Genomic DNA, 13371 nt, shown 5'->3' on the forward strand with positions numbered 1-13371 from the left:
TAATAAAAATCTATTCTCTCCAATCTAATAAACATCTTCTAAATAAACCAACCTAAATCTCTCTATTTATCCAGAACAATTAAAGAAAAACCTTTTTTTTAATGGCGATAAGCAAGGGAGGTAGAGCGGAGAGTGTATTATTTGAATTCTGTTTCAAGTAGTTCATCGTTTTCCATTAATTTTCTTTCACTAGATAACCCAAGTTCAGCCCTACTTATATTCGAGATTAAAATTGGAATAAAACATTGTGGAACACAATTAGGCTTCATAAAATCATTAATTTTTTTATAAAACACTTCAGGCTGCATCAACTCCATCTTAGTAAAAACAACTTCACTACCAAGATGACCACAATCACTATCAACCAAGACCCTAACACCATCATCGGTTTCTTCAGCCCGAACCTCATGCCTATGATCACAAAACGGTGTAGAAACAACCAAAACAATACTCATAAAAAAACCTCAAAACAAAATAGATATCAACCCTACTTATAACCATCGAAATATAAAAAACACCAAACATCTATTCTCATAGACCTAACCAACTGTCTGGAATGCAGAAACAGACAATGACTATACCTCGTGTATCAATAAAAAACTCCAAACATCATTTTTGGCAAATAACCCTACTGCCCAAAAATAAAATAAAAAAATTTAAATAAAGATTCAAAGTTTTCTTTAAAAAAAGATAAGCTATATGGGTTTATTAACTGGTTTTTTTTGGTATTTCTATCCTATTATCCTTAAGAAAAATGTTTTTAAAGCTAATTTATTGGTTTAATTGTTTTTATTTGTATATTACATATTTTTAGTTTGTTTAGAATAACATAATGTATTTAAATAACTCCTAACATATCATTACATAGGGTTTCAGGTGGATTTAACCTAATATTTGTTGGAATTACTTGTTTTTCTACCTGTTATCCAGGAATATTGATCTAGATGTCAGAATATATTGATGAGGAAGGGGTTGGAGAGGTTTTAGGGTCATTACCAGTTGATATGCGAGGTTTTATTTTAAACAAGCCATATACGTTGGTTTTCACTCGAGATAAAACTATTTTTGCTAGAATGACATCAAAAATAATAAAAGAACACGCTAAAAAAACCAGGGAAAACACTGAGAAAACTGGTGGAGGCAGATTAGACAAAATAAAAAACCAATTAGGTGCACACCTATCACACCACCAAAAATACCAGAACATGACGATCCAAGAAATACTAAACGAAGACCAAAAGAACTTCATGATAGACAACCAATCAATCAAAAAAATCAAAGTAAGAAAAAGAACAGTAGACCACAAAGGATTTCCAGAAACAGAAATAAGAATATTAATAAAAACCCCAGGAAAAAAATATAAACTCAGAGTAAACGACCAAATAAACAACAAAGAAGCCATACAAACACTAAAAAAAGCCTATGGACCCAAAATAACATAATTTGAAAACAAACACCCAAAAAAACCTATTACAAACCCAAATACAAAAAAAACACTAAACATCTATTAATAAACCTAACTACCAGAATAACGATTCCAAAAAAAAACTAGATTCTTTGATTTTGGATTTTAGTTTGATTGAAGTCGATATGACTCAATCGGTTCTTTATTATTTGGCTTGGTTTTGGGTTTGTGGTAGAGGACCGTTGGATTGGTCCTCTTGTGTGTTTATTCGTAGTATTCGTCTCGTGCTTCGACGAGTGCTTGTATTGCTTCTAGTGGGGTTCCTGGTGCTATTCCGCAGCTTGGTGCGAGTACGTCGATTCCTGCGTCGAGGTTTTCTTTTGCTTCTGCTTTGACTTCGTCTGGTTTGCCTCTTAGCATTGTGTTTGCTGTTGAGACGGTTCCGACGATTGCTGTTCCGTTGGCCATGTCTTTTGCTTCTTGTACGTTGACTTTTTCTTCTATGCTTATTGCGTCGAATCCTGTTGCGGCCATTTGGTCGATTATTGCGGTTGAGTCTCCGCATATGTGTAGTACGTTTACGCTGCTTGTTTGGTTTGCGAATTCTTCTAGTGTTGCTCCTAGTTTGTCTTTGAACATGTTGGGGCTGAGTAGTTCTGGTGATGCGACTGGGTCGCAGACGCTTAGTATGTCGGCTCCAGCGTCGATTAATGCATTTGCGTATTCTATTGTTGCTTGTGTTGCTGGATCTAGTACGTGGTCTACTTTTTCTGGGTTTGTTAGGAACCATTTCATGAATGTTTCTGTGCTGGTTAGGTGTGCTGCGAGTGTTGTTGGGCCTGCGAATCCTACTATTATTGCTACGTCGTCTCCTACTTCTTCGTTTGCTATTTCAACTGCTTCAATTATTTTTGGGATTCGGCCTTTCTCTAGGTAGTCATCTGGTAGTTCGAATGTTTCTGGGTTTTCTTCGTAGGGATGTCCTTCTATGCTTGGTTGTTGTCCATGGCTACCCATATCTACTTCTGCTCCTAATGCTTCGGCTTGTACTGTAAGACAGTATTGAAGCCTGACAGCTTCAAGTCCACCTATTTCGTGTGCTGCCATTGCGAGATCGAACATTTTTTGTGGGTCACTATGGGCTTCTGGCCATGCAGCTCCGGATCTTTCCATTAAGTCTTCTGTACCTGTTTGTGTTACTGAGGCAACGGGTGTAATCTCTACATCCCCCCCAGTTAAAGCATCCATCAAATTTTCTTTTATATTCATTATATCAATTCCTCATTGGATCTGTTATCCAAAAAATCAACTAAAATATATCGTAAATAATTATATAAAATTATCGATGTTATCCTTAAGTCAGACCCAAATAACCAAAATAAAAACAACTAAACCACATATGGAGGCTAATAAAACCTTTTTAGGGTTTTTATAGTTTGATTGGTGGTTTTTTGGTGTTTATGGGTTGGTTTATCGGTTTTGTTTGGTTTTTAGATTATATTATATCTTTTAAAGGACATATAATTATTATATGAAGTATACATCTAAAATATTATTGCTTGTATTATCTATATTTGTTGTTTCCTTAACACTCGGTTGTGTAACCACAGACATAACAGTCGTAGATCGAGATGGACAAGCAATGAACGATGAACTCAAAGCAAGCAGCATTGCAGGATTCATAGGTTGGGAACCCTATAACTCACAGGCAATACATGAAGGCCATGGGAAAGTATTGATGCAGAGCGGTGAAATCTGGCCAGACCACCCATGCTGCATACTCGCATACAACAACGATTGGTACGAAAAAACAGGACAAGAAACAGCAGACAACATACTAAAAAGAATAGCATGGACACATATACACGCCACAAACTGGGTAAACGAAGCCAAAAACCCAAATCACCAAAACCACACAAAACTACTAACTCAAGCAGAAAACTTCACCGAGAGAACAACCCCAATAATCGAGTTAGCACTACCCAACATCCAATACACATACCAACTCAACCAACAAGAAATCACAACCTTCATACAAAAACAACTAGAATACGAAATATACGACAAAAACAAATGGCAAGCAACAGGCTACGAAAACGCCAGCAACTACACAACAAACCTAACAACAAACAAATACACTGACTGGGCAATCCAACACCAAAACCACACACCAACCCAAATAACCGAAAAAACCGGCGGCCAACAACACACAATTAATGTAGGCATACTACTACAAGACCTACACCAAATCACACACATAACAGCACAAGAACTAAACCTATACGAACAAGTAAACCTAAACGTCAAACCAGCCCCAGGCAGTCCATACGCAAACGGCGCCGAACTCATGAGACAAGGAATATACGACAACAAAGTCGACATAGCATACCTCGGAATCGCACCCGCCGCAACCCACACAATCAACACAGACGCAAAAATAACAATAATAGCCGCAGTAAACACAGAAGGCAGCGCACTAATCGTCAAAGAAAACATAAACACAATGGAAGACCTAATCAACAAAAAAGTCGCAGTACCAGGCTCAGGAACAGTACAAGAATTCCTACTAATAATAGCAACAGAACAAGCCGGACTAACACTCTAAAAACACCAACAACCCACAACATCCCCACCCCCTCAACCCCTCTTCCGAGAAAAAAGAAGGATGAGGGGAGGGTATATTAAGAATAATATAGATTTAGAGCTAACACCTTCCCTACACTACAAATAGGTATACCTATGGAACTACCTCAAGATAACAATGAAATAAAGAAAACTCACTAACATCCACTTCCATATGGAAAAAGGAGTTATTGCTCTATCTAACCGACATAAATGTTGAAAATGATATACATACATTTCTAAGGTTGGTTATCAATGACTATAGACAAATTATTAGGCGTCGATTAAATATTAATTTAGTTAACTGGGTTTTTTTATCAGTGTTTTTGTACTGAGTTATTTGGTTTATTGGGGGGGGTTTCAGTCTAGAAATACATATTATTGGCGAGATAAAGAAATAAACTAAAGCATTATTGGAAACACATCTACTATAGGTCGTTTGTTTAAGTGAGTTTGGGTTATGGCTTGGTAAGGAGTAAGTATTGATGGATCTACGAATTAAAAAAGATTTCACTAGAACGGTACGGAAATATCAATCACCATTGTTGAAAACTCTGTCGATTTTGCTGTTGGTTTTGGTTTGGCATTTGTTGGTGACTCTTGCTCGGGCTGGTGTTTTTGATATTCCTGGGTTTGGTGTTGCAAGTCTTCCAACACCACTAGAGACGTGGCAGGGTTTTGTAGATTCTTTATTCACGAGGCAGGTTGGACCGATAACTCGATATGGAACCCTTTTACACATCAGTTATAGCTTAGGTCGAGTGTTGATTGCTTTTATGGTGGCATTAACTATTGGAATACCACTTGGCCTAGCTATTGGATATAGTCCGACTGCGAAAAACCTATTCAATCCAAGCGTCCATTTAATCCGTAATATACCTCCAATTGCTTGGATACCTATAGCCATCTTCTTGATCGGTGTTGGCTGGCTCCGCCCCGTATTCATAGTTTTCATTGGAATAATCTTCCCATTAATACTAAACACAGTATACGGCGTGCAATCCGTTGACAAAAGGTTAATAGAGATTGCAAAAACCCTAGGGGCGAACAAACTACAGGTCCTGCAGAAAGTAATCATACCCGGTGCACTACCATCAATAGTAACAGGAATAAAAATAGGCATAGGGATCGGATGGATGACAATAGTAGCAGCCGAAATGCTAATCGAATCAAGAATCGGAATCGGCTATTTCATATGGGAGAGAGGTCGAATAGGCCAATACCCACAGATGGTGGCAGGAATGATAATGACCGGAATAGTAGGCCTAACAATAACAAAAGCAATAGAAATAACCAAAAACAAAGTGATAAAATGGGAACAGCCATCGAAATAACAAACCTAACCAAAACCTACGGCCAGAAACCAGGGCTAACAGCACTAAAAAAAATAAACCTAGAGATACCAGAACAAGAATTCCACTGCATAGTAGGACCAAGCGGCTGCGGAAAAACCACACTACTAAGAATAATAGCAGGACTAGAAAAACCCACCACCGGAACAGCAAAAATACAAGGACAACCAATAAAAAAACCAACACCCAAAACAGGACTAGTATTCCAAGAATACACACTATTCCCATGGAGAACAGTAAAACAAAACATCATGTTCGGCCCAGAAATACAAAAAACACCCAAAAAACAAAGACAAAAAAAAGCACAACAATACATCAAACTAGTAGGCCTCAAAGGATTCGAAAACACCTACCCACACCAACTAAGCGGCGGAATGAAACAAAGAGTATCAATCGCACGAACACTCGCAAACAACCCACAAGTACTACTAATGGACGAACCATTCGGAGCACTAGACGCACAAACCAGAAACCAAATGCAAAAAGAACTACTACAAATATGGCAAAAAACCAAAAAAACCATACTATTCATAACACACAACGTAGACGAAGCAGTCTACCTAGCAGACAAAATAACAATAATGACCCCAAGACCAGGCCAAATAAAACACCAAACCAAAATAAACCTACCAAGAACAAGAGACAGAACAAGCCCACAATTCAACAAACACAGAACACAAATACTACAAAAAATAACAACAAAATAAACCCAACCCCAACACCCAAAAAACCGAACCATTTTAATTAAAACAGTAAAAAACAACCAGAAACAATCACCAAGAAACAGAGACAATAGTTCTAAGCCGACTATAGCTCTAAAATAAACTATCGAAAACACTGATCTACAGATAAACCCCTTTTTTTAGAAAAAGGTTTTGGATATTTTTTGGTGGTGTGTTGTTTGAGAGGGTTAGATATAGTATAGGTATTAACTCACACTCTATGGGGGTTAGTCTAGGAGCATTATTGTGTAGATTGTTGTTTGGTCTTCTGGGTCTTGTAGTATTTTTAAGTCTATGCCGATGTTTTCTGCGGTTTTGAAGGCGTTTATTCCACTGCCCTCTATGGTGGGTCGTATTTTGGTTGGATGTCTACAACCCTCTTTACAGCTTGTTTCAGGGCTATTGGTTTGGATGGTGCATTCTTTGCAGTAGCTACATGGTAATCCCCAGAATGAAAAGGCTTTATAATAACCATTTAGAAATGACTGTCGTTCAGCCTCCAACATCACCTCATGCACACCCCGAATCTGTTTCTGAAAATAATGACCCATAGATGAAGTTTCCTCCCCCGGATCTAAGTCTCGGAAAAAAAACATAACAGCCCAATCAAACTCACCAACCAACTCCCTAGTCTCATCAACACTCGGCGTATAAGGAGGACAACTATAAAACTTACCATAAGAACTACAGCCATACCGACAACGCAAACGCACCCAATCCTCAACCACAATCAAACCAGCATCAAAAACACAATAATCACCATGAACCTCATCCAAAAAACCAACATCCAAAGACATAAAAAAACCAACCAAACAAATAAACCCAAAACCACAAAAAACCAACTAAAAAATAAACCCAAAACCACAAAAAACCAAATAGACAAAGAAAACAAACCCTAAAAAGAAATGAAAAAACCCCTTTTGTGGGGGGTTATTTATGGGTTTTTTTGTCATTAAATGGTTTTAGGTCCATTTTTGTGATTTTTAGTACGTTTTCTGGACAGGCCTGTTCACATCGTAGACAGCCATGGCCTAGGCAGGGAGCGGTTTCCATTTGGATTTGGTGGCCGGTTGGTGTGTCTTTTACTTTGATTGCTTTTTCTGGACAGGATTTTAGGCATTTTTGGCATCCGTTGCAGCCTTCAAATTCTTTTTGTACGATGCCTCCGATTTCTTTTAGGATTTTTAGGCCTTTGTCTCCGATTTCGATTATGTCTCGCTCTACTTTTTCATATATTTCGGCATCAGATACTTTTGTGGGTAGTCTTGAGATGTTGCTTCTTTCTAGAAAGTCATTGTACATTTTGAATGGCATGCCTTCTTGCCAAAAAGCTAGTTCTTGTATATAGATTTTCTCGAAAACCTCGCTTTCAGCGAACATTATGTGGCGAGCGCGTATTGAGTCAGCAATCTCCTGTAACCGATCAATCTCCCCGGGGTCACGAACCAAATCGGTTGCTAAACTTAATGAGGTATTACCAACCTGATGAATCTCATTAACACTAGGAGGCACCAAACCAACCTCCTGTGCCTTTCTGGCATCTACGTAGGTACCGCTTGCACCACTCATATACATATTATGTAAATCCTCCTGCTCCGTCTCAGTAGCCTTCAACAAGGTCATATGGCCCGCCCGGATAGCGCCAAACGCCTTACTAGCCTCCAAATAATCCTCCTCGGAAACTGAAATCATGTCTTGTAGGTAGATTGAGCCATCTGGGGTTTTAAATTTAGGTCGGTCAATTAAACCACTATCCAAACCACCTGCAATTGCAGCAATCACACCAGTACCCGTAATACCCTCAGCCTGTAGGTGCATTTCCCCTTCATCCTCAACCTCACCTGTCTTTGGGTTTACGATGTCTCCGGGCCGTGGATTCAAATCACTATCCAGTATTATGGAGCGCCAAGACCTACCATCAACATCACAAATACTACCAGGAGACGCTAACATACCCCTAGAAATATGCTGGCCCTCAATCGCCGGACCAGCCGCAGCACTACCACTATAAATCTCATCATCCCCCGTCTTAATCGCCATCTCAGCATTCGTACCATAATCCGTAACCATCGTCGGCTCATCACGCTCCAAAAAATCAGTCTTAACCATCATCGCCAAAGCATCAGCACCAACCTCATGCTTAATCGCAGGAGGAATATAAACATCAGCATCAACACCCAACTCCAAACCAACATCAACACTCGAAACAACCTTACCAGAACGATCCGGCTCATCAACATCCAAACGCCGAATCGCCTCCTCACCAGCATACGCCAAATCCCGAATCTCAATATCCTCAAAAATACTAAGCTGAATCGGATTACCACAAACAGCAACCCTCACAACCCTACCCAAATCAACCTCCAACAAATCTAACAATTGATTAATAGTTCCTATAATTAGATTATGGGCACAATCACCACCCCTCTCAATACTAAAACTCAAATGATCCATAACATTAGCACCAGGAATCGGATGCTTCATAGTAATAGCCGTAGACAAAACCCGACCACTACCTAAATCAACAGCCTGCGCACGAATACCACTAGTCCCAACATCAATACTAACACCAAACTCACCACTCATAAAAAAACACCACCAAAACACAAATAAAACACACACAAAGATAACACTTACCCCACCAACACCCAAATAAAACACAAAACCAAACCACAAAAAAAGAACTCCAAGAAACCAAATAAAAGTTTTTCACTCAGATAAACCAAAAATCCCTTTTAATAACCAAAAAAACAGAAATAAATAACTCTAAGAAGGGAAATCAGTAAGTTAACTCCAGTAATCCAAAATTAAACTGGATGGTAAGTTTCTCTACAGTAGAAATTTTGATATAAAATCTAGATATATCTGTTTTTGTTTGTTATTAATTGAAATAAAAAAAAGAGTTGGGTTGGGTCGGTTAGGACCCATTTTGTTTTAGCTTTGTTGTGTTCTCTTCCTTAGGAAGAGGGCTGCTACTGCTCCGAGTAATGCTATTAGTGCGAGTAGTACTGTGAAGCCTGGTACTTCTTCGATTGTTATTTCAACGGTGTCGTCTTCGTAGTTGATGTGTTCTTGTGCGTCGTAGTCAGTTACTTCGTCTTTTTCTGCTGTTACTGTGAATGTTCCTGCTTCTTCGAATGTTAGTGTTGCGTATCCGTCTTCATCGGTTGTAGCTTCTTCATCGTTGAACCAGACAGTTGCATCTTCAACAGCTTCACCGTCAGCGGTAACTCTGAACTCTATGTCTTCTCCTTCAACCCAATCGTCTTCATCAGTTACTATCTCGAGTTCAAGTTCCTTGGTTACGTCAGTGATTTCATAGCTGTTGAGATATCCAGCTATCTCATTATGATCGATTATTTTTGTTGCTGTGTCGTCTTTGTCTCCAATGTAAACATTTGAGCTGTGGTCTCCGAGTACGTTAGGTGTTACGGATAGTGTTAGTGTCTGTCCATCGTGTTCATCGCTGAATGATGATGTTCCGGATACTGTTCCGGCTTCGATTCCTGTGTCAATTACTATCTTTTTCTGGTCTAGTGGTGCGTCTCTGTCATCTGCTGGACCTATCAAGAACCTGATTTCATTCCGCTCTTCATAAAGTACATCGAGTTCTGGTTTATCATCCACAATCTCTGAAGTTACACCAGTATAGAGTTCAGTCATCTCAACGCTTGGTATGTCTGCAACAAGTTTTGGTTCCTCGACTGCTTCGAAAATGTCAGCAATTTCTTTTAAGACTTCTTCATCGTCTTCAAGGTCCAAACCGAGAACTTGCCACATGACTTCTACGGGTTCTTCTGGTGTGAATGTAAATTCAGCCATACCAGACTCATTTAAGCTTAGTGATTGAATATCTGTACTGTCCTCCCAGTCATCAATGAATGTGTGGTTTAGTAGGTCTCCTGTTGAGTTAACTAAAATTATACTTCCTTCAATTGCTTCGCCATGTACGTCTTCAGCCCATACTGTTACATTGTATTGTTTATCAAATTCTGCCGTTGCAATGAATTCATCCATGCATTCGAATGTTGCGTAGAGCTCGCCATCTTTGTCAAAGGCTTCTATTGTGTATCCAACTGTTGGTAGTTCAGCGTCGAATGTTCCTGTTCCACCTTTCTGTTCAGCGTATTCAACTGCTATTCCATAGGTACCTGTTTTATTGTATATATTCCACTCATATTCTTCAAGTTGGATCTGGTATTCGCCTGCTGTTGCATTAATTTCTTCGATGTTATCTTCATCTATAGGTACCCATAGATCTTCTTCCCAGGCAAGTTCAAGCTCGACGTCATAGTCATCTGCGTTTTCAACTAAGTCGGTTATAGGTTCGCCGTCTTCAGTGATGGTTATATTGAAATAGTCAATCTCCATTCCCGTTGTAATTACGCTTGGTTCGACATCTATGTCAAAGGCATCTTGTGCTTCAACTTCAACTGAATCGTAGTAGGCTAGTCTAACGTTATCGTCTTTATCGTAGAGGTATGCTGATATGTTGAGCTCACCTGTTGTTATGTTGTTCCATATTGTTTCGTTAAGTTCGAATTCATAGAGTCCAGCGTCAGTAGTGTCAACTGTTCCATCGAATTCAAGTAGGAATTCATCGTCTCCCCATTCTTGTGAAACCGTGACTAATGCGTTGTTAATGTTGCTATCTTCTCTGGTTAGATGGAGTATGAGTTCTTCTGCGTCACCCCAGTTAACTGAGTCAAGTTCGTCTCCGTCAAGTGTTATGTCACCAGACATCCCTTTAACTTCAAATTGTCTTTCAAGCTCTACGATATCACCGGAAACATTAACCTTCATTGTAATCGTAAGGTCATCTTCTATTAGAGGTGCTAACTCCAATACAAACTCATTACCATTCTCTGTCCAGAGTTCATCATCGTATCCATCGTAAGTAGCAGATATTCCTGCTCCTTCAACAACTACTTCTTCTAGGGTTGCAGATGTACCTTCAAATTCGATGTCTCCTCCAGTTTTGTTAACTAGAGTAAACTTATACTCGTATTTCTCAGCTTGATTATACTCGCCATTTTGTGATACTACTCTGTCATCATCTTCAATTATAGTGTTTGTTGGTAGTACTGTTATTGGTATCTCTTTATCTAAAATGTCAATACCGTTTATCTCCATTTTTTCATCAATTGCATTTACATCATCGGCTTCAAAGACATCAATTGACGTTACACCATGCAAGTCTATTTTATTTTCAGTGACATTCATTGTCGCATCGAAGTCTAAATATTGGGTTTCAACGTAAGCGGTTACATCAAGTGTACCTTCATCAACGAAAGTAACATCAAACTCTAGTTCTGGATCAATCACATCTCCATTGAAGTCTGCATCGAAGTCATCGACTGCTAGTACGAGCGTTGTGTAATATCCATCGTCATCTTTCTCTGAATAGATACCCAACTCATCAACATCAGTTGTCTTATTTGTGATTATTGTATAATCATTATTTTCCTCGACATCCATGGCTACTCCTTCAAGCACATAGAACACTTTAGCTTCATCTTGAATACCGAAGTCGCCAACAAAATCATCGAAGTTAGAGATATTAAGTGTTAACTCTTTCTCTTCAATAAGAGACAAAGCACTTGTAGGCGTTACATCAACCTCAAGAGCATCCTCATTAGTTATCACATTAAACGATAACTGTTCAATGTTATCACTAATGTTTTCATAGCCGCTTGTATCGTCAATTTCGTTGGTAGTATAATCGAATACTTGCATTAATATTGTTATATTGTAGGTTGCTGCATCAAATGGAGTGAATTGATCTGTCCATTCACCGTCTTTATTAGTTAAATCACTTTCAACTAATCCCTCTAATTCATGGTTTAAAGTAACACCGTAATCTGTTATTGGTTCACCTTCGGCATCTAATAGAGTTCCAGACCAAGGTTTATTTTCTGCTGGATTATAAGCGTATTCTTGCTCTGCATCAGATTCGATGTCTACTATTACTGGTAGAACCGTATACCCGTCAGCGAACACATTCGCTTCTAAATCCTGTGTTTTAATTAGGTAGTGTCCAGCTAGGTAGTCACCATAAGTAGAGTCGGCAGTAAAGCTGGTTATATCATTACCAGTGGCCGTGTCACCATAGTCAATCTGTTCACTTGAAATGTCTAGAACTTCCCAATCAACAGATTGTGTTAATTTATCTCCATCAGCGTTTTTATAGAACTCTAAGTCGAGAGTTACATCATCGTTCCACATCACCTCATGCTCTGAAAGCGCTGTATAAGGAGCAACTTCAAAAGTTTCTCCGTTACTAACCTCGACTCCATCTACATGTGTTATCTCGTGGTCACCGGCTTTTTCAGGATGGAAATCACCAACATAATCATCTTCTTCATTCCATTCTAGGGTTACAGTCCAATTTTCTTCACTATCAGTATGTTCAACTGTAACCTCTATCTCATCAACATCCTCAATTTTGTCTATTCCTGCATTGATTTCACTGACTTCATCTTCAGAATACCAAGTTGCATCCTCGTAAGCAGTAGCCACTTTAACATCGTCAGCCACGACATTTGTTATTGCGCTGATTGTTACTTCTTCTGTATCACTGTCATCTTCTGACTGGACAGTTATGTCGCCAGTACCTGCATCGCCATATTCAGTTGCCCAAGTTAAAGTTAAGTACTCCGAGTCACCAGAATCGAGTTCTACATTTTCGCTGTCAACAACATCACCCGCGAAGTTCAATAGCTCTATTGTTTGTTCGGCACCATCGGCACTACCTGGGTTTTCTATTGTAGCTGTTACATCAAGGTTTTGGGTTTCATATATTGGTTCGTTTGTATCTGTTATTTCTACATAGTAACTTGCTATTGCTTCGATTGTTACTTCTTCTGTATCACTGTCATCTTCTGACTGGACAGTTATGTCGCCAGTACCTGCATCGCCATATTCAGTTGCCCAAGTTAAAGTTAAGTACTCCGAGTCACCAGAATCGAGTTCTACATTTTCGCTGTCAACAACATCACCCGCGAAGTTCAATAGCTCTATTGTTTGTTCTTCAGTATTATCACCTGTATTTTCGACTGTATAATATACAATAAGGTCTTCATTTTCGTCGATTGGCGCATTTGTATCTGTTATTACTATTTCAAAGCTATTGGTTTCTTCAGCTACCGCTGTTGCTCCGATTGCTCCGAATGCCGCTAGTATGAGTAGGGCGGTTACTGCGATTGTTAGTATTCGTTTACTTGTAATATCCATTTTAATTTTTACCTCCTTTAATTCTCTATTCATATAT

Annotated in this window: 10 protein-coding genes; 4 read left to right on the forward strand and 6 right to left on the reverse strand. The window is 39.0% G+C overall.

The genetic code is table 11. The features are described from left to right. Positions 1–137: 137 nt before the first annotated feature. Positions 138–455 carry a hypothetical protein gene (locus QEN48_RS05090; protein WP_280107820.1) on the reverse strand — a complete coding sequence of 106 codons (318 nt, stop codon included), beginning with the start codon at positions 453–455 and terminating at the stop codon, positions 138–140. Between the two features lie 489 nt (positions 456–944). Between QEN48_RS05090 and QEN48_RS05095 the strand changes: the two genes are divergently transcribed. Continuing rightward, positions 945–1442, forward strand: coding sequence for a hypothetical protein (locus QEN48_RS05095; protein ID WP_280107821.1), 498 nt, complete (start codon positions 945–947; stop codon positions 1440–1442). A 227-nt stretch (positions 1443–1669) separates the two neighbouring features. Here the strand turns inward: QEN48_RS05095 and mtaA are convergent, their stop codons facing one another. Beyond that, positions 1670–2674: a methylcobamide:CoM methyltransferase MtaA gene (mtaA, locus tag QEN48_RS05100; protein ID WP_280107822.1), complete on the reverse strand. Its 1005-nt coding sequence runs from the start codon at positions 2672–2674 to the stop codon at positions 1670–1672. Between the two features lie 262 nt (positions 2675–2936). Between mtaA and QEN48_RS05105 the strand changes: the two genes are divergently transcribed. Then, positions 2937–4010: an ABC transporter substrate-binding protein gene (locus QEN48_RS05105; protein WP_280107823.1), complete on the forward strand. Its 1074-nt coding sequence runs from the start codon at positions 2937–2939 to the stop codon at positions 4008–4010. A gap of 549 nt (positions 4011–4559) precedes the next feature. Here the strand turns inward: QEN48_RS05105 and QEN48_RS05110 are convergent. Further along, positions 4560–4769 (reverse strand): hypothetical protein, encoded by a 210-nt coding sequence (locus tag QEN48_RS05110; RefSeq protein ID WP_280107824.1) that lies wholly within the window; start codon positions 4767–4769, stop codon positions 4560–4562. A 34-nt stretch (positions 4770–4803) separates the two neighbouring features. Here QEN48_RS05110 and QEN48_RS05115 point away from each other — a divergent pair, with 34 nt between their 5' ends. Together QEN48_RS05115 and QEN48_RS05120 are read left to right on the forward strand one after the other, a co-directional pair. Next, positions 4804–5361: an ABC transporter permease gene (locus QEN48_RS05115; protein WP_280107825.1), complete on the forward strand. Its 558-nt coding sequence runs from the start codon at positions 4804–4806 to the stop codon at positions 5359–5361. Continuing rightward, a complete protein-coding gene (locus QEN48_RS05120; RefSeq protein WP_280107826.1) occupies positions 5340–6086 on the forward strand; it encodes an ABC transporter ATP-binding protein in 747 nt (248 codons plus the stop codon). The genes QEN48_RS05115 and QEN48_RS05120 overlap by 22 nt, the downstream gene beginning before the upstream one ends. Positions 6087–6328: 242 nt before the next feature. Here the strand turns inward: QEN48_RS05120 and QEN48_RS05125 are convergent, their stop codons facing one another. From QEN48_RS05125 to QEN48_RS05135, 3 genes are all read right to left on the reverse strand, one after another. Continuing rightward, complete coding sequence (locus QEN48_RS05125) at positions 6329–6898, reverse strand: DUF2284 domain-containing protein (RefSeq protein ID WP_280107827.1); 570 nt, start codon at positions 6896–6898, stop codon at positions 6329–6331. Between the two features lie 133 nt (positions 6899–7031). Then, positions 7032–8687 (reverse strand): methylamine methyltransferase corrinoid protein reductive activase, encoded by a 1656-nt coding sequence (locus QEN48_RS05130; RefSeq protein WP_280107828.1) that lies wholly within the window; start codon positions 8685–8687, stop codon positions 7032–7034. A 348-nt stretch (positions 8688–9035) separates the two neighbouring features. Further along, entirely contained in the window at positions 9036–13334 is a 4299-nt protein-coding gene (locus QEN48_RS05135) for a CARDB domain-containing protein (RefSeq protein WP_280107829.1), read from the reverse strand. Positions 13335–13371: the final 37 nt, after the last annotated feature.

The sequence above is a fragment of the Methanonatronarchaeum sp. AMET-Sl genome (assembly GCF_029854155.1).
Classification (GTDB): Archaea; Halobacteriota; Methanonatronarchaeia; order Methanonatronarchaeales; family Methanonatronarchaeaceae; genus Methanonatronarchaeum.

Bases quoted from the DNA above. Each gene is read 5' to 3' on its own strand.
- QEN48_RS05120 (WP_280107826.1), top strand. From the start codon at position 5,340: ATGGGAACAGCCATCGAAATAACAAACCTAACCAAAACCTACGGCCAG.
- QEN48_RS05090 (WP_280107820.1), bottom strand. From the start codon at position 455: ATGAGTATTGTTTTGGTTGTTTCTACACCGTTTTGTGATCATAGGCAT.
- QEN48_RS05130 (WP_280107828.1), bottom strand. From the start codon at position 8,687: ATGAGTGGTGAGTTTGGTGTTAGTATTGATGTTGGGACTAGTGGTATT.
- QEN48_RS05115 (WP_280107825.1), top strand. From the start codon at position 4,804: ATGGTGGCATTAACTATTGGAATACCACTTGGCCTAGCTATTGGATAT.
- QEN48_RS05095 (WP_280107821.1), top strand. From the start codon at position 945: ATGTCAGAATATATTGATGAGGAAGGGGTTGGAGAGGTTTTAGGGTCA.
- QEN48_RS05110 (WP_280107824.1), bottom strand. From the start codon at position 4,769: ATGTGTAAAAGGGTTCCATATCGAGTTATCGGTCCAACCTGCCTCGTG.
- QEN48_RS05105 (WP_280107823.1), top strand. From the start codon at position 2,937: ATGAAGTATACATCTAAAATATTATTGCTTGTATTATCTATATTTGTT.
- mtaA (WP_280107822.1), bottom strand. From the start codon at position 2,674: ATGAATATAAAAGAAAATTTGATGGATGCTTTAACTGGGGGGGATGTA.
- QEN48_RS05125 (WP_280107827.1), bottom strand. From the start codon at position 6,898: ATGTCTTTGGATGTTGGTTTTTTGGATGAGGTTCATGGTGATTATTGT.
- QEN48_RS05135 (WP_280107829.1), bottom strand. From the start codon at position 13,334: ATGGATATTACAAGTAAACGAATACTAACAATCGCAGTAACCGCCCTA.